The following is a 16450-nucleotide window of genomic DNA, read 5'->3' as shown; positions in this document are numbered from 1 at the left end:
GCTCGCTCCCACAATGGGTCCTCGTTGTGCTTCGGATCAGTGTTTGGCCACAGGCTTGAGGCTCTGGGCCAGCTCGACCATCTGTACGAATTCGGCACGCAGCCCGAACGGGTCATCGCCCCGGGCAGAGCGGGCCAGTTGAGCGGTGTCCTTCAAGCTCATCGCGCCAGTGTAGCGCCCATCACCCTTGAGCTGCTGGGCGAACGCGGCGACAGCGGCCGAGAAGCGCAGATCGTCGCTGGCCTTGCCTTCGCCCTGCGTGGCGGCAATGGGATGCTCGATCAAACGGCTGCTGCCACCCTCGGCAAGCTTGTAGCGCACGCGCAACATCGCCAGCTCACCTGCCTTGCCATCCAGCGCGGGGGTATTGCCATAGCGCAACGGCTCCAACCAGCCTTTTTCACCCTTTGGAACAATTTCGTACAATGCCGTCACCGTATGCCCGGCGCCGATCTCCCCGGCATCGACCTTGTCGTTGTTGAAATCCTCACGCTTCAGCGCCCGGTTCTCATAACCCAACAGGCGATACTCACTGACCTGGGCGGGGTTGAACTCCACCTGCAACTTCACGTCTCTCGCCACCACCGCCAGGGTGGAACTGAGCTGGTCCACCAGGACCTTGCGCGCTTCGAGCAGATTGTCGATGTAGGCATAGTTACCGTCACCGGCGTCGGCCAGTTGCTCCATCAGATGCTCGTTGTAGTTATCCACACCGAAGCCCAGCGTTGTCAGGGACACACCGCTCTTGCGCTGGTCCACCGCCATCTGCTTGAGGCTATCGAAGTCACTGATGCCCACGTTGAAATCGCCATCGGTGGCCAGCAGGATGCGATTGATGCCGTTGTCGATGTAACTTTCCCGCGCCATTTGATACGCCAGCTCGATACCCGAGGCCCCCGCCGTGGAGCCGCCGGCGTTCAGTTGATCGATGGCGTTGCGAATGCTTGCCTTGTCACGCCCCGAAGTGGGCTTGAGCACCACCCGCGATTCGCCGGCATACACCACCAGCGAGACACGGTCCTGGTCGCGCAGTTGATCCACCAGCAATTTGAGCGTGCTCTTGACCAGCGGCAAGCCTTCGCGACGGTCCATGGAACCTGAAACATCCACCAGGAATACCAGGTTGGCCGGCGCCAGTTGCGCCACGGCACGGTCGGACGCCTTGATGCCGATGCGCAGCAAACGGGTGTGAGGATTCCAGGGCGAAGGCGCCACCTCTGTCGTCACGCCAAACGGCGTACCGTCGGTGGGCAGCGCGTAATCGTAGGGGAAGTAATTGACCATTTCCTCCAGTCTTACGGCCCCTTCGGGCGGCAGGCTGCCCTGATTGAGAAAGCGCCGAACATTGGCATAACTGCCGGTATCGACATCCACACTGAAGGTCGACACGGGCGTTTCGGCAACGCTATGGACAGGGTTATCCGGCAGCCTCTCATATTGTTCCCGCGGCTCGGTGCGGTAATCCCCAGCGATGGCATCGTTCGTCACGCTCGGCGCAACCATCGATGCGGGGGCGGCCATGAGCTTGCCCATCGGTTGGCGAGTGTAGGCCGCCTCGCTTTGCGGTACAGGGCTGGGCGCCACCGGCTCGACCGGCTTGGGGGCCTCTCGGGAGGCAGACAATCCACAGCCGGCCAGTGCCGCCAACAAGGTCACGGCAAAGCCCTGGGCAGCGGGACGTAGAAATGGATGTGGGCGGGACATGGGTTGAACCTCGTGAGTGGATGATCCGTTCACAAGCTCAGACGAGGTATAACGCGGTTTCGGGTTAACGACCGGAAAATAATTTCTGAGCGTTGAAACCCCAGGACCTGGTCACCGGCGGGCAACCAGGCAGACGAGGTGACTAGCGGGACGGAATGGCCTGCAGATCATCCGCGATAAAGCGGCTCAGTTGACCGGTGTAATAGCCCTCGACATCGGAATTACCCTTGTTGGTCAATGCCCCCAGCATGCTTTTCATATTGTGCATCTGGCCTACCGCGCCCCCCGGCATCAGCCCCTGTCGCGCCTGGGCAAAGTGCAGCACTTCGGCGCCGGCCTTCTTGACCTTGACCTCATAGCTGAAATCGACGCTGGCGAGGTACGTACCATCGGCAACGATTTTGTTCATGAAGCCGCCTTGGGTGTCCTGGATACGGCGCGTATAGACGGCGTTCACATCCAGCAGGTAATCGGCGGTTTCCTTGCTGTCGGCATAACGATTGCCGTCGAGCAGGCGGACGATCAGGTCTGAGTGCAGTTGATCACGGACCTTTTCATCAGGAAGAAAACGTTCGTTCTTGCCCACGACTTCGACATTGAACGTGTCGACCCAATAGGTGGCAGTCTTGGGGATCGTCACGGGATTGGGGGAAATGTAGTAATCGGGTTTCGAAGCACAGCCCGTCATAAGGCAAAGGGCCAGGATTGCGGCAAAAAAGCGCATGTTTGAAATCGTCCCTGAAGGAATAGTGGCACAACGGCAGCAGTTTACGAGGTCTTGAAGGATTCTCAAGCCGTTTCGCCGCCGTGTAGACTGTTGAAGACAACAAGGGCCACCCTCATCGGGATGACGTGGCCCGCTTCTGCTTACTTGATCAGGTCAGGTCGGGTGGTCTTGAGCATGGCCTCGGTGACGCTGCCTTGAACCGAGCACGTCAACATCCCCTTGCTGCTCTTGGCGAGGTCCTCAGGGCCCGGCTCAACCATTAGAATCCGCTCCGCCGTATCGGTCACTAGCTTGCCTGCGGTGCTGTCACCATTTTCCGGCACCCAGGCGGATTGCTTGTGGGACCAGATCTGGGCTCGAGCGTAGATCCCGTTGACTTTTGCCAAGTCTGCCCCGGCGACCTCGTGAACAAGCGAATAGAGTTCGGCGGGATCCTGCTGGGTGTAAAAACCCCAGTTGATGACCCGAGATCCCATCAAATCAACGTCTTCGGCAAAGAAACCGGTCAGGGCAATACCTTCGACAGTTACAGGCTTGTCGAAAATCCAGCGGTGGCCCAAATCGGTTTTGGTCCCGCCATTGAGCTTGACCTGCCCGTTTTCGAGCCCGCTGGGGATATGCTGCTTGAACGCAGGCTGGCTGACGATTGCCAGGGAATTCGCATCGCAGGCAAGGAATTTTTCAAATGACGGTGTTGCCGCGTAAGTGTTGGCGCAGGTTATGAGAGTGGCCATCGGGCCGAGCAGGTGACGCAGTTTCATCGGACTACTCCTTAGTCAGAACGAGTATGAGGCGACACAACGCGGGTAAATGCCCATGGCTGGCCCGCGTCGTTACTTTTTGATTGTCGGTTCTATCGATTGCGGGATCCCCATCGCGAGCAAGCTGTGCTCTACAGGATGTTTCCCGAACCACAAACCAAGGATGCCTGCGCAGCGTTCTGATGCCTGACAGGGAAATACATCGCCGCGCCTACCCCCACCGCGCCCATCACGACGCAATACCCCACGCACACCCATGGGCTCCAAGGCACCAGCGCTATCAGTAGCAGCGGCGTCATGCTGGCCCAGAGGGCGTAGGCGATGTTGTACGTGAACGAGATACCGGACACGCGGATTTTCGCCGGGAACAGGTTGACCATCACCGAAGGCACCGCGCCCACAACACCGCACCCCAGGCCAGCCACGGCGTAGGCCAGGCCCAGCCAGGCACCGCCGCCGATCAGGCTGGCGTAAAGCAACGCGATACCCACCGGCAGCAGCAGGCTGTAAAGCATGACGGTGCGCCAGGCACCGAAGCGGTCGACGATGAGGCCGGCCAGAACGCAGCCGATGTTCAGGAAGACGATGCCCAGACTGCTCAAGGCGAAAGTATGCCCCGGCGTCATGCCAAAGCTCTTTTGCATGACTGTCGGGGTGATGACCACGAACACCACCACGGCGGAGGTCAGCACGCAGGTGAGAATAGCGGCGGGCAACAAGGCGTGGCGATGGTCGCGCAGTACCGTGCGCAGGGGCAGCTCCGCAGCGCCGTCACGGTTGGCTTGCAGGGCCATGAAGATCGGCGTTTCGCTCAACCAGCGGCGCAGCCAGACGCCGATCACGCCGAAGACGCCTCCCAGCAGAAAAGGCAGGCGCCAGGCGTAGTCGAGGATTTCCGTGGGGGTGAACAGCCGTGCCAGCACCGTGGCGGTCAGGGCGCCCAGCAAGTAGCCGAAGGTCAGCCCGGCCTGAAGGAACCCCAGCGCGTAGCCACGATGCTGCGTCGGTGCGTGTTCGGCCACGAACACCCAGGCACTCGGTACCTCGCCCCCCACCGCCGCGCCCTGCAGGATGCGCAACGCCAACAGCAACAGGGGAGCGAAATAGCCGATTTGTGCGTAGGTCGGCATCACCCCGATGAGCAGGCAGGGCAGCGCCATCATCAGAATGCTCAGGCTGAATACCCGCTTGCGTCCCAACCGATCGGCAAAGTGCGCCATGAGGATGCCGCCTAATGGGCGCGCCAGATAACCGGTGGCGAAGATCCCGAAACTTTGCAGCAAACGCAGCCAATCGGGCATTTCCGGCGGAAAAAACAACTGGCTGAGGGTCAGGGCGAAGAAAACGAAAATGATGAAATCATAGATTTCCAGCGCACCGCCCAGGGCGGCCAGGCCCAGGGTCTTGTAGTCGGACCGGCTGAATCGGTCGCTTGGCAGAAGCGTTGTGTCAGTCATAGGCAGATAGCACAAAGGTTGAGAGAGGACGACCGTTCAGTCGTCGCTCCGGTTGTCCATGGGCGGAACCGGCGGTTGGCCCGGTTCGGCGTCTTCGGCCTCGTCTTCCGGCAGGAAGTCCTTGCGGCTGCGCGCGATTGCACGGCGGATTTCGTCGCCTTTGGTGGGGCAGTTCTTCAGCCGGGCGATGCCGTCGGTTTTCTGTGTCATCGCCATCCTCCGGCATGTGAACAGGGGCTCGATAGTGCTCGCTTTTGGCGCGCGATGCCAATGTTGTGGCGGGTGGCTTGGTCAGCGGTGGTAACGACGCACCACGCTGCTGTTGCGCAGTACGTGGCCTTTGATCCTTTCCATCAACTGAGCGCGCGTCAGGCCTGCAGGCAGGGCTTCCGGTGGCAGGTCCAGTGCGTAGATCTGGATCAGGTAGTGATGGGCGCTATCGCCGATAGGCGGGCAAGGACCGATATAACCAGGGGTATTCCTGCTATTGGTGCCGCTGACGCCTTCCAGCGCGGATTTGGCACCCACGCCCGCCGGGATCTGCCGCGTGGAGGCCTTGATGCCGTAGTGCACCCAATGGTCGACCCCCTGGCCTTTCTGGCCGTCCGGGTCATGCATGACGATGGCGTAGCTGAGCGTACCGGGCGGGCCGGCGTTCCAGCTCAGGGCCGGCGAAATGTTCTTGCCGCCGCAATTGTTCGCGTCGTTGGCAGCCGCTGCGGTGAAGAGGCGGTCGTCCGACACACCAGGGATGCTGAGGGTGAAACGCTCCTGGGCCTGGACGGCCCCCTGTGCGCACAACGCCAGGGCGACGGCGGCCAGCCAGGGAGTGAGGGAGGTCAATCGAGTCATACCGGGCACCTTATGCGATTCAGGCCATGGACGGCTTGCGAACTATAGCCGCAGCGCCCATCGGCTTGCAGTGACAATTGCGCTGAACCTCGCGCCGTCCCCCGGTTCCAATGGGAAACGCCTGCCGGAGAGCCATCATGCCTGTGCATCATGTCGCCCGTTTCGCTGATGTGCGCGAGGACCGCGGCCTCGAAGTCAAGATCAACGATACCGCTATCCTGTTGCTGCGCGCAGGCGGCCAAGTGCGTGCCTTCCAGGGCAAATGCCCGCACGCCGGAGCACCGCTGGCCAAAGGCGCGGTGTGTCATGGAAGGTTGATCTGTCCCTGGCACAAAGCGGCATTCCGGGCTGAAGACGGCGCCCTGTGCGAACCGCCGGCCTTGGACAGTCTGGCGCGCTATCACGTCGAGATACGGGGCGACGATGTCTGGGTCGACGACCAACCACTGCCGGCCGAGAAGATCCCACCGGCCGATGACTCGCGCACGTTTGTCATCATCGGCGCCGGGGCTGCCGGCACGGCTTGCGCGGCGGCGTTACGAGAGAAAGGGTTTGGCGGTCGCATCCAGATGATCGATCGCGAAGCCGGGGCCGGATACGACCGTACCGTGCTGAGCAAGTACGTGCTGGCCGGCGACATGAAGGTCGACGAGACACCGTCTCTTCGAGATGAAGCTTATTTCACCCAGCAACGTATCGAACGGATCCAGGGCGACGTCACGGGCCTCGACAGCAGCGCTCGTCAGATCCACCTCGCCGACGGCCAGGCGCTGGACTACGACGCCGCCCTGATCGCCACCGGCGGCACGCCCAGGATCCCGGATCTGCCAGGCATCGATTTGCCGCAGGTGTTCGTACTGCGCAACCTGGAACATACCCGACAGATCGTCGACCACGCCCGGGCAGGCCAACGGGCGGTGATCATTGGCGACAGCTTCATTGCCATGGAAGTCGCCTCGTCATTGCGCAAGCGGGAGCTGAGCGTGACCGTGTTGGGCCACCATCCCGTGCCGTTCGCCAAGCAGTTGGGCGAAAGCGTCGGTCAGGCGATCCTGGCCCGGCATCGCGCCAATGGCGTCGTTTATCACACCGATGGCCAGGCGGTGCGCATCGAAGGCACCGGCCGGGTGGAAGCCGTGGTGCTGAATAACGGCCAGCGCTTCGGGGCAGACCTGGTGATCGTCGGCGTCGGAGTGCGCCCGGCCACCGAGCCGTTTACCGACCTGCCGGGGGAAAAGGATCAGTCCTTGCGTGTCGACGCGGGCATGCGCGTGACCGATGGGGTTTGGGCGGTCGGTGATATCGCGACTTTTCCACTCGACGGCCAGCCCCAACGCATCGAGCACTGGCGCCTGGCCCAGCAACAGGCGCGCATCGCCGCGGCGAACATGCTCGGCGCCGACGAACATTACCTGGACGTGCCTTTTTTCTGGACCTATCACTTCGGCAAACGCTATGACTACCTCGGTCATGCCGAACAGTGGGATGAGGTGCAGTTCAAAGGCTCACCCGAGCATCCGCCCTTTATTGGCTTGCTCGGCAAAAATGGCCTGGTTGCCGCCGCCGTGGCCTGCGATGAAGGCCGGGCCATGGCAGCCCTCGCCCAGCGCATGAAACAACCGTTACCGGTGGACGAGGCGTGGCGGCTGGTTCGCGATTTTTCGACGTCCTGACGACGCGGATCCCGTGCAGACGCCATCGCGAGCAAGCTAGGCTCCCACAGTGTTGTCGTCGACCGCTTGTGAGAGCGGGCTTGCTCGCGAAAGCGGTGTGTCAGGCAACATCATTGCAGGCTGAACCGGCGCTTTCGCGGGCAAGCCCGCTCCCACAACGGACGGTAGGGGTTGGACGTGCGGCACCACATGGCTGATTTCGCCGTCCTGGTTGTTGTGGATAACTTTCGAGCCCGGCTGGCGCAAGGTGCCCAGGCGCTCGTCGCACAACTTGAAGCTGTTGCTCAAATCCTGATCACCCACCACTGGCGCCGGCAGCCGGCGCTGGGCGAAACGGCCACTCTTGCGCTGCTGATATCGCGCCCAACCGATCAGGATGGCGGCATTGACCAGCGCCACCCAACCGTAGATCTGCAACGTCCCGAGGGTCTCCAGCCATGCGCCCCCCAATCGTGGCCCCGCCTGACTGTCGAACAGTGGCCATAAGCCGGTGATCAGCAGATACAACAGCCCGATCCATGCCAACACGGTGAAACAGACATCGATCACCACCAGAAAAGGGCGTTGCCGGGTCCTGATAATCTTCATCGGATCACCTCCTCTTCTTCCTCACCGAACGGTTTGATGCCGCGATCCGGACTGATCCAGCGCGCACGCTTCTGATGCTGCCCGAACAACACTTTCGGAAAGCTCACCAAGGTCGTGAGCAGGCTGATCAGCCAAAACACCAGCGGATACCAGACCACCCAGAACATGATGTGCCACAGGCCTTTTTCGTAGCGGCGATCGATCAGGATGCTCACTGCGAACTGCATCAGGCACACCACCGCCAGCAATAGCCCGGTGAAGGCCGGCGGCATCAGGTGGTGCACCGCAATGGCGGCCGGCATCTCGACGAATTTGCCAACACCCCAGAAGACCACCGACAACAGGAAGGTGAACGCCCACCCGGTGGACAGGCAATACTCGAACAGCAGCGGCCACAGGTAACGATGACGGTATTGCCAGATGCCACGGATGTTCTTGCACAACACTTCGGCGCCGCCCTGGGCCCAACGCAGCCGTTGCCGCCACAGACCGCGCAGGGTTTCCGGCATCAGGATCCAGCACAGTGCGCGAGGCTCGTAGAAGATGCTCCAGTGATCCAGTTGCAGCTTCCAGCTGATGTCGATGTCTTCGGTGATCATGTCCGGGCTCCAGTAGCCAACCCGGTGCAGGGCGGTGCGCCGGAAAGCGACGATTACGCCGGAGACAGTGAAGATTCGCCCGAAGACCCGCTGTGTACGCTTGATCAGGCCAATGATCGAAGAGAACTCGCCTACCTGGACCCGGCCCACCAGGGTGGAGCGGGTACGGATCCTTGGGTTGCCGGTCACGGCGCCAAGGCGGGCGTTGTCCAGCATCGGCGCCACCAGATAGGCGCAGGTATTGGGCGCCAGCAACGCATCGCCGTCGATGCACACCAGGTATTCGCTGCGTGCGGCAATGGCGCCCATGCGCAGGGCCACGGCCTTGCCCTGGTTCTCTGCCAGGTGCAGCACGCGCAAGCGCGGGTCTTGTAGCGCCAACTGATCCAGCACCGCACCGGTGTTGTCCTTGGAGCCGTCGTTGATGGCGATCACTTCGATGTTCGGGTAATGCTGCCCCAAAGCGGCATGGATGGTGTCGGCGACGTTATCGCCTTCGTTGAAGCACGGCACCAGGATGCTGATCAGCGGCTCACCGGCCAGGGGTGGCGGCAGGGTGTCGTCTTCCCACGGCCAGTGGCGTTCCCAATGCAGCCAGAAATACAGGCCGCCGGCGATCCACAACCCGGACATAAACAGCGGATAGAAGAATACGAAGTCCATCAGGAATTGCCCGGTGACCAGGAAAATCAGCCCCAGGGGTACGCCAAGGACAATCGCCAGCACCAGCAGGGCGAGCAGTCTGTCGAGCATGTCAAGGATTCCACTTGTTGGAGAGCGCAGGACGCACGGTTTTCACGGCGGGCTGGTCTTCGATGAAGTTGTCCGGGTAGTAGCCGAAACTCGTCACGCCCTGGCGTTTCAGCAGCCCCATCCATTCGGCCAGTTGCGCGCCATCGATGTCAGTGGCGGGTTGGCTGTGCCAGTCACGGGCCTGCAGTTCGAACACCGTGCGCTTGAGCGCGCCGGGGCGAGCCTTGACGGTGCTCACCAGGCGTTCGAGCCAGGGGCCGGACTGCCGGCGGGTCTGCTTCTCCATCAGCGGCATGGCCATTGGTGCCGTCCAGTCATAGGCGCCAAGGAAATCGTCGAGATTCTGGGCGAACCAGGCTTCGCTTTCGGGATTGAGCATCGGCTCGGCGAACAGATTGCGGGCCGTGAGCACCTGCGGGCCGCGAATCGCCCGGACCCTGGCGGTCAGCTCGTGGGTGAAGTCGATCAGGTAGCGGCTCTTGAAGCGGGTCCAGCGTTGCATGGCCACCGGGTCGTCGCGCAGGGCTGCGATGGACGTCGGCAGCCCGTTGGCGGCATAGACTTTCAGGGCGGCGGGGCCGGCGTCTTCGAAGTCGGAGAACACCGCATCGTCATGGTACAGGACGCCATCCACCGAACTCATCCGCGCCAGGTCCTCGTAGATTTCGCCAATCGCCTTGCGCACGTCCGGATCGAATGGCGTCAGGCGTACGTACTGGTCCCTGGCAATGTCGGTCTTGCCGGTCTGCGGGTCCCAACGCTGCACGCGCGGCAGCTTCGGGTCCAGGGCAAAACCGAGCACGGGCATCCAGGCGAAGACCTTGGCGTTCGCTCGGGTTTTCAACTGCCATGCCACCCGATCGAACAGATCGGCCCGTACCGGCAGGTGACGGTTGGGGAAGTACAGCGAATGCACCAGGCCGTCACCTTTCGGGTCGGCGAAGGCTTGCAGGAATACAGTGTTCGCGCCCAAGTCATAGATGCGCTGGACCAACTTGCCAACGTTGGCTTCCTGTTGGACGGGGTCCGGGTCGTAGACGTAATCCAGATCGACATGAACCACTCGCATCGGGTCCATCGTCTGCACGGAAACGATGCTTTCAGCGAAGTGCGCACCATCCGGATCGGAGGACACCAGAAAACGCGGCCCGCTCATCAGGTTATCGAGGCTGTCGAGGCCATCCTCCAGGGTCAGGGCCATTTGATAGCCTTCACGGCCAATCACCTGTAGCGCGGTGCCGTCCGCTTCCCCGTACGGCCAGACCCAGACGCGCGGACTGTAGCCGGCGACCTTACGGATTTTCTCGGAAATCGCTGCCACGTCCTTGCGCAGGCGCGCCTGGAAGTCAGCCTCGGTTTCATAGCGCCCGGTGGAGGGATCGTAGCGGCGGGTGGTCGCCGCGGGTTGCTGGTTACCTTGCGGATTGGCCAGCACGCCCTTGTGATTGGCATCGGTGTGAGCGGCGATTTCCACCAGGCCAGACTGGGAGACTTCACGGATCTGCTCCCACGTCAGGAACTCCGAACGCTTGCGCGGCACTCCGGCAAAGTCCACAGCCTGGTTCGATGGTGTATCGACCCAGCTACCCACCGGGGCCAGGATCGCCGGCCAGTTGTAAGCGCGCAGAATCGGCATCACGCGGGTATAGAAGCTGGCGTAACCGTCGTCGAAACTCAGCAACACTGCCCGGGGTGGTAGTTGCGGGCCGCCGTTGCGGGCTGCGATGATCTGGTCCACCGTGACCGGCTGATAGTTATTCTCCCGCAGCCACGCCAGCTGTTCGATCAGACGCTCGGTGCGCACAGCCACCAGCGCCTGGTCCGGATCGCGGTCGTTCACGTCGTGGTAGGCAATACCGAGCACGTGATTTTTCGGCCATGGGGCTTCATTGGGCGCCGACGGACGCTGCGAAGGAGGCGTGAACGCCGGGGCCTGCTGGGCGCAGGCGCTGACCAGCAAAACGCCCAGCAGAAGGATGAATCGCGAAATGACAGGCATCTTCAAACTCTTCTAGAAGCGATAGGTGAGGTCGACGAGCAGGCGCAGATCACTTTCGCGATCGCCGTCGTAAGGGCGGTTGAGCCAGCTCAGCGCGGCACCGGCCTCCAGTACGTCGTTCCAGATGAAACGTTGTCCGTAGCCGAGCAATCCCATGGCACCGGTGCCATGGTCGCGCTGGCTGTAGGTACCGGCGCCAATCTGAAATTGCTGGCTCCAGGTGGTTTCATACCGACGGTACAAGACGTGGTTGGCGCTCAGGGTCGGCATCACACCGAGGTCCGACTTGGGATTGAAGTACGGTACTTCGTCGGTTCCACTGTTGCGGCTGGCACTGACTTCCAGGCCCAACTCCACTTGCAGTCGAGGCGCGCTGTATAGGCCCTCGCGACCGCTGAGCAATGCTTCGAGACGATTATTGCCATCGCTGAAATGGGACGGGCTCACGGTGAGTCGCCACTCGCGACTTTCATGAGCACGCCAGCGAACGAAGCCAGTGCCGCCATTGGCGCGGATACCGCTATTGAGCGCCCGCAACGGTGTGTTCGCCGAGAGGTAATCCAGGCTGCCGCCGTACTGCCAGTGATCGTCGATATCCCGCGCCACCGCCAGGCGTGCGCCCTGTTTATCACCGGAACCATAGGCATGGTTGGAGACCTCCGCCTCAAGCGTCATGTCCCGAGTGCGTCGTTCCACGCCAAGGCGCTGCCAGCGATGATGGCCGGTACCTTCCTCGAAATCGCCCGTGGCATAGCCGACGCCGCCAAACAGCCGCCAGTCTTCATCGATGGGCGGGCTATAGAGCAAGGTCTCGATGCCGAAATCCCGGCTACCGGTGACCGCACCGGCCTCACCATTGCCACCATCGTAGCTTTTGCCGGTGTAGGCTTCGATGCGCAGCTCGGCCATATCATGCACGTCGCGCTGACGTTGCAGCCGCCTGACGTGAGCGTTCTCCGGGTAGCGGACCACCACGTCGTCGGTGAGGGCATCCATCTGCCGCCATTCCTGCAACTCCATGGCGGTACGGGCCTGGGCGACCTCCAGGTCACGGTTGCGCGGGGTCGTTGTCTCGACTTCCTTGAGAAGGCTTTCCGAGCGTCGCGGCCATTCGCGGGCCCGATAGAGATCGGCCTGGGCCAGGCGCAGGCCGATGTTGCCGGGTCCCTGGTTGACCAAAGCGTTCAGGCGCGCTTCGGCGGACGGGTAATCCGCACCGTAGGTGCCGGCCTGGGCGGCGAGTAGCTGGGCGTCCATCCATTCGTCATTGGGGTTACCGACCGGTAACCCCTTGAGCTCGACACGCGGGCGCTGGGAGCTTGCCAGGTCTTCAGCCAAAGCCCGGGCATCCTCGGATTTTTCGCTTTCCAGCAGGGCGTAATAAAGTGCCGTGCTGTCCTCGAAGCGATCCGCCGTATCGGCGTCCGGCGCCGTCAGGACCTGGCGATAGAGCTCGACGGCGATTTCCGGCTGGCGCTGTTCGAGATAGGAGGACGCCACCCAGCGCAGCGCGTAAGTGGGAATGCTGACTCCCTCGGCGCGCAACTTCTGATATTCGGCAATCACCTCCGGCCGATACGCACGCGCGTTGAGGGCCCCCATGCGATCGATTCGCCAGCGGAGCACATCATCGTGAGCCTCGGCCACCGGCGTCCAGGTCGCGAGCAATTTGTCGTAGTCGGCCAGGGCACGGTCAGCGATGATAAACCGCTCTTTTTCGCCACGGGTCGCCATGTCCGCCAGACGAACCCGCTCAGCGGCCACATCGCCTTCAAGCCGCCGCTGTACGCCACGGTCCACCAATCCCGGCTGTAGACGGACCAGGCGCAGCGCCGGCTCCGGCAGGCGAGCCCGTTGCAGGGCGTTGAGGTATTCCCGTGCAATCTCTGGGTTGTTGCCAGCGCGAGTGAAGGCCTGGTCGTATTCGAACAGCGCCTCATGCGGATTGCCGGCACGGGTCAGCGCATAGCCCAGGGCCATCCGGCGCATCGGGTCGTGGGGTTGGGTGGCGACCAAGGCCCTGGCGCGACTGACAGCTTCGTCGGGCTTGCCGGCGTCGGCCTGGGTCAACGCCAGGCCGAGTTGCAGGTCAGGGTTCTGCGGGTCGGTCACTAACGCCTGGCGATACAGCTGCACAGCCGAAACCCAGCGCTTGAGGTTACGATAAGCACGAGCCGTTGCGCTCAAGGCCTGGATGGGCAAAGTCCGATGGCGCCCCTGGGTTTCGTAGACCTGCACCACTTCGGCATCAAGGCCGGCCCAACTGGCAATTTGCAGGTGATCGCTGACCTGCGTCGTGCTGGCCTGGTCGGCCGGCACCTGACGCAACGCATCCAGGGCCGGGGTGTAGTGACCGGCGCGGGCGTCACGAACTGCTTCGTCATAGGCGGTATCGGCAAACGCCAGTACAGGCCAGCACAATTGGCTGCACAGCACGACACTAAACAACGGGCGCAAACCACATTGAATAAAAGGACCTACGGTACGCGGCATTCGTCAGCACCCTTACATGGCCAGCCGGGTCGCAGTGCCCCCTTGCCCATCAAACAGGAAGCCGGATCAAAGGAACCCAGCCAAGCTCTAATGGGCTTAGTCTTGCATCCCTGTGCGAGTCACTTTTCGCAGCGCAACAATTCTTCAGAATCGGTCAGATTTGCCGCGACTTATCAGCGGGCCAAAAAAAAACCGGCCCGTGCGCAATGCACGGGCCGGTTCTGGATGACGCTGCTGGGAATTACTGAACGGCGACGCCACCACCAATCTGATTCATCACAAACGTGGTGAACTGCTCAACCGTCATCTTCTGGCCGTTGAAATCAACCTGATCGTTGGCATAGCGCAGTTTGCTCACCACGTCATTGCCCTCCAGAGTCGCCAATTGTGTCCCCACCGCCATGGCACTGAACATATCGCTGGTAGCGGTGGCCTGATCGGCGATCAACTTGGCGTCGGTCTGGCCTTCCATTTGCGCCTGCAGGGTTGCCAGATCCGCCAGCATCGGCTTGGACACCTTCACATTGAGTTCCAACAGCGCAAGCAACTGCCGACCCAGCTCATCAGGTGGCAGGTCCATGGACTGAGGCTTGGCCAGGTTAATGGTCAGGCTCGCGCTGCTTTCGCCATTAGGGGTGCTGAAGGACAGCTTTTCCACCGCCACTTGCGGGCTGCCGGCCAGGATCTTTTCCAGATCAGCCTTGACCTGCTTCTCTTCGGCTTCGGTCAGGTTCAGCTCAGGAGCTGGTTCACCGGCTTCAGCGGCCTCGGCGGCGGCTTTCTCATAAGACGGTAGCTTGGCCTGATAGAGCTGCATCAGCGACATTGTAGCGGGGACATCCAGGTTCTTCAGGCTCAGCGACATTTGTGCAGAGCCGATAGCCTTATCGTTGAACGACAATTCGCCGATCTTGTAATCGGCACGCCCCGAAGCACTGGCACCGCTCTCGGTGCTGTTGTTCCTCATTTCCAGATTCTTCAGGCCCACCACCGACTTCTCTGCACCGAAGCTGGCTTTGGTGTTACTGAGGATCAGGGCGTTTTCCCCCAGGTAATACCCATACGAACTCTTGCTCAGGTTGCTGGCGAGCGTGAGACCGCTGAGTTCGACTTGCACCGGGCTCTGATCCTCCTCCGAGACGGTGGTCAGCTTGAGGCTGTCCATATAACCGTCGAGCTTGATCTTCTGGGCCTGGGCGCTGGCAGCCAGGTCGATTTTCAGGCCGGAGAAGATAAGCTGGGATTGTTCATCCAGCTTGGTGTCCAGAGGCAGGAGCTCCAGGGTACCGTTGACTGACTGATCGTAACCGAGGTTAAACACGCCCTTGACCGGCGATTTGTCCTTGGCGGCGGCAAACCATTTTTCAGTCAACGGGTTGCGCTCGATCTCGGTGTGGCTTGTGGCCATGACCGGTAGCCATTTGAGTGTCATCAGACGCGAAAATGGCAGCGGACCATGTTCGATATTGTCTACCAACTGCAATTCAACCGCTTCGCCGCCAAACATTTCGCCTTCACCCTTGAGGCGATAACGAGCAGTGCTGCTGAAGATCCCCCGCTCCAGCGAAACCAGCTCGATGGAAGACGAGCTGTTGGAACCGGTCAAGGCGATCGTCATCTGCTTGTTGCTGTCGGCAATTGCGTTCTGCAGTACACCTTCGAGCTTGGTGCCGGTGTACCAGGCGCCGCCCGCGCTGATCGCACCGACAACCACGACGATTCCCAAGAGTACGCTTGCTGATTTATTCATGAGTGACCCGATCGATATCCATGGTTTAAAAAGTCGTCGTCTTCCCTGGCCCGCGAAGGGGGTGGCTCGACGCCGTGAAGTGCGGGGAGATTACCATCAGGCCCCGGTAGAGGCCCAATGTTTAAAGGGGGAAAAGCGAATTCTTGAGAGGTGGTCTACGAATATTGGACTTCGATCTCATCCAGTTGATGGTCGAAGGTCCTGAGGCGTGCCGTCCAGGTGTACACCAACACCTCAAAATCACGATTGATCACCGCTGCGCCCGATGACTCGGCGCGGGGGTCGCAGAAGTCCAGCTGATAGCGTTCACGGGCCATGGCATTGGCGACATCGCACAGCTCACGAGCATTGTTCAACCAGTGCCAGTCCTCCTGTGCAACTTGTTTGTCCAACGCGGCGCATTGGATCTTCAGGGCCTCGAGACTTTTTTCCAGCGGGGTGCCAGTCAGCTCTCCCATGACTTCCTGAAAGGTACGACCTGGCTGCCAGTAGCTGCCCCAGAAGTAACGGTCAAACACCGTCTCGACCCGACGTAGTGCAACCTTGGTGTCCCAGATCAACAGCAAAGTCTTGCCTTGTCCCAGGTGTTTTCTCTTGATTCGTTGGCCCTGTAGCGATGCCCAGGCCACGACAGCAATGGAAATAACACCGATCAGGGCGGCGGCACTGTCGAGAAATATCAGCGCTTTTTCGATCTGGTGAGTCAGCATGACACCATAGAAATACGTCGCTGAAAGCAGCACCAATGCTGCGATGGCACACCAGAAACCAGGAGCATAAGGGTTTTTCATTATTGGAATCCCCATGACCAGTGACGCATTGACCTCGCGGGCTCCGTTTCTGGCAGAGCCTTCGACATTCAAAGCATAGCAATGGCCACGGGGTTTGCCGGTGGCGGTCGCACATTCAGGTGATCATCCGATTACCGGCCCTGAAACGACAAAACCCCTGTCTACGTCAGCAGACAGGGGTTCTGGGAATTCAATCTTGACGATGACCTACTCTCACATGGGGAAACCCCACACTACCATCGGCGATGCATCGTTTCACTTCTGAGTTCGGGATGGGATCAGGTGGTTCCAACGCTCTATGGT

Annotated in this window: 13 protein-coding genes and 1 rRNA gene; 1 reads left to right on the top strand and 13 read right to left on the bottom strand. The window is 61.0% G+C overall.

All coding sequences use genetic code 11. The features are described from left to right. Positions 1 to 36: 36 nt before the first annotated feature. The 6 genes from EGM97_RS10515 to EGM97_RS10490 form a co-directional block, all read right to left on the bottom strand. On the bottom strand, positions 37 to 1704 hold the full coding sequence (locus tag EGM97_RS10515) for a vWA domain-containing protein (RefSeq protein ID WP_238965001.1): 1668 nt from the start codon (positions 1702 to 1704) through the stop codon (positions 37 to 39). Positions 1705 to 1846: 142 nt separating this feature from the next. Beyond that, entirely contained in the window at positions 1847 to 2428 is a 582-nt protein-coding gene (locus EGM97_RS10510; RefSeq protein ID WP_238965002.1) for a hypothetical protein, read from the bottom strand. Positions 2429 to 2571: 143 nt separating this feature from the next. Continuing rightward, positions 2572 to 3192 carry a hypothetical protein gene (locus EGM97_RS10505; RefSeq protein WP_238965003.1) on the bottom strand — a complete coding sequence of 207 codons (621 nt, stop codon included), beginning with the start codon at positions 3190 to 3192 and terminating at the stop codon, positions 2572 to 2574. Between the two features lie 131 nt (positions 3193 to 3323). Then, positions 3324 to 4649: an MFS transporter gene (locus tag EGM97_RS10500; RefSeq protein ID WP_238965004.1), complete on the bottom strand. Its 1326-nt coding sequence runs from the start codon at positions 4647 to 4649 to the stop codon at positions 3324 to 3326. A 36-nt stretch (positions 4650 to 4685) separates the two neighbouring features. Further along, entirely contained in the window at positions 4686 to 4859 is a 174-nt protein-coding gene (locus tag EGM97_RS10495) for a hypothetical protein (RefSeq protein WP_238965005.1), read from the bottom strand. Positions 4860 to 4940: 81 nt separating this feature from the next. Further along, positions 4941 to 5501: a YbhB/YbcL family Raf kinase inhibitor-like protein gene (locus tag EGM97_RS10490; protein WP_238965006.1), complete on the bottom strand. Its 561-nt coding sequence runs from the start codon at positions 5499 to 5501 to the stop codon at positions 4941 to 4943. A 137-nt stretch (positions 5502 to 5638) separates the two neighbouring features. Here EGM97_RS10490 and EGM97_RS10485 point away from each other — a divergent pair, with 137 nt between their 5' ends. Beyond that, on the top strand, positions 5639 to 7174 hold the full coding sequence (locus EGM97_RS10485; protein WP_238965007.1) for an FAD-dependent oxidoreductase: 1536 nt from the start codon (positions 5639 to 5641) through the stop codon (positions 7172 to 7174). 36 nt (positions 7175 to 7210) lie between these two features. Here the strand turns inward: EGM97_RS10485 and pgaD are convergent, their stop codons facing one another. The 7 genes from pgaD to rrf all read right to left on the bottom strand — a co-directional run. Further along, complete coding sequence (gene pgaD, locus EGM97_RS10480) at positions 7211 to 7762, bottom strand: poly-beta-1,6-N-acetyl-D-glucosamine biosynthesis protein PgaD (RefSeq protein ID WP_238965008.1); 552 nt, start codon at positions 7760 to 7762, stop codon at positions 7211 to 7213. Then, positions 7759 to 9114: a poly-beta-1,6-N-acetyl-D-glucosamine synthase gene (gene pgaC, locus EGM97_RS10475; RefSeq protein WP_238965009.1), complete on the bottom strand. Its 1356-nt coding sequence runs from the start codon at positions 9112 to 9114 to the stop codon at positions 7759 to 7761. Before pgaC ends, pgaD begins: the two co-directional genes overlap by 4 nt. A gap of 1 nt (position 9115) precedes the next feature. After that, positions 9116 to 11113 carry a poly-beta-1,6-N-acetyl-D-glucosamine N-deacetylase PgaB gene (pgaB, locus tag EGM97_RS10470; protein WP_238965010.1) on the bottom strand — a complete coding sequence of 666 codons (1998 nt, stop codon included), beginning with the start codon at positions 11111 to 11113 and terminating at the stop codon, positions 9116 to 9118. 12 nt (positions 11114 to 11125) lie between these two features. Next, the gene (gene pgaA, locus EGM97_RS10465; protein WP_238965011.1) at positions 11126 to 13606 is read right to left on the bottom strand and encodes a poly-beta-1,6 N-acetyl-D-glucosamine export porin PgaA; all 2481 of its coding nucleotides are present in this window, start codon (positions 13604 to 13606) and stop codon (positions 11126 to 11128) included. A gap of 241 nt (positions 13607 to 13847) precedes the next feature. After that, complete coding sequence (locus EGM97_RS10460; protein WP_238965012.1) at positions 13848 to 15356, bottom strand: YdgA family protein; 1509 nt, start codon at positions 15354 to 15356, stop codon at positions 13848 to 13850. Between the two features lie 155 nt (positions 15357 to 15511). Further along, entirely contained in the window at positions 15512 to 16147 is a 636-nt protein-coding gene (locus EGM97_RS10455; protein ID WP_238965013.1) for an NADH:ubiquinone oxidoreductase subunit N, read from the bottom strand. Between the two features lie 194 nt (positions 16148 to 16341). Beyond that, positions 16342 to 16450 (bottom strand): 5S ribosomal RNA (gene rrf / locus EGM97_RS10450); the annotation flags it as partial.

It is taken from the genome of Pseudomonas sp. AF32 (assembly GCF_022342325.2).
Classification (GTDB): domain Bacteria; phylum Pseudomonadota; class Gammaproteobacteria; order Pseudomonadales; family Pseudomonadaceae; genus Aquipseudomonas; species Aquipseudomonas uvaldensis.
The sequence above is the reverse complement of the archived record's forward strand: the minus strand, read 5'-3'. Positions and strand labels throughout refer to the sequence as shown.

Excerpts from the sequence above, each read along its gene's own strand:
- pgaD (WP_238965008.1), bottom strand. The coding sequence starts at position 7,762 with ATGAAGATTATCAGGACCCGGCAACGCCCTTTTCTGGTGGTGATCGAT.
- pgaA (WP_238965011.1), bottom strand. The coding sequence starts at position 13,606 with ATGCCGCGTACCGTAGGTCCTTTTATTCAATGTGGTTTGCGCCCGTTG.
- EGM97_RS10505 (WP_238965003.1), bottom strand. The coding sequence starts at position 3,192 with ATGAAACTGCGTCACCTGCTCGGCCCGATGGCCACTCTCATAACCTGC.
- EGM97_RS10515 (WP_238965001.1), bottom strand. The coding sequence starts at position 1,704 with ATGTCCCGCCCACATCCATTTCTACGTCCCGCTGCCCAGGGCTTTGCC.
- EGM97_RS10490 (WP_238965006.1), bottom strand. The coding sequence starts at position 5,501 with ATGACTCGATTGACCTCCCTCACTCCCTGGCTGGCCGCCGTCGCCCTG.
- EGM97_RS10510 (WP_238965002.1), bottom strand. The coding sequence starts at position 2,428 with ATGCGCTTTTTTGCCGCAATCCTGGCCCTTTGCCTTATGACGGGCTGT.
- EGM97_RS10455 (WP_238965013.1), bottom strand. The coding sequence starts at position 16,147 with ATGAAAAACCCTTATGCTCCTGGTTTCTGGTGTGCCATCGCAGCATTG.
- EGM97_RS10500 (WP_238965004.1), bottom strand. The coding sequence starts at position 4,649 with ATGACTGACACAACGCTTCTGCCAAGCGACCGATTCAGCCGGTCCGAC.
- EGM97_RS10485 (WP_238965007.1), top strand. The coding sequence starts at position 5,639 with ATGCCTGTGCATCATGTCGCCCGTTTCGCTGATGTGCGCGAGGACCGC.
- pgaC (WP_238965009.1), bottom strand. The coding sequence starts at position 9,114 with ATGCTCGACAGACTGCTCGCCCTGCTGGTGCTGGCGATTGTCCTTGGC.
- EGM97_RS10495 (WP_238965005.1), bottom strand. The coding sequence starts at position 4,859 with ATGACACAGAAAACCGACGGCATCGCCCGGCTGAAGAACTGCCCCACC.
- pgaB (WP_238965010.1), bottom strand. The coding sequence starts at position 11,113 with ATGCCTGTCATTTCGCGATTCATCCTTCTGCTGGGCGTTTTGCTGGTC.
- EGM97_RS10460 (WP_238965012.1), bottom strand. The coding sequence starts at position 15,356 with ATGAATAAATCAGCAAGCGTACTCTTGGGAATCGTCGTGGTTGTCGGT.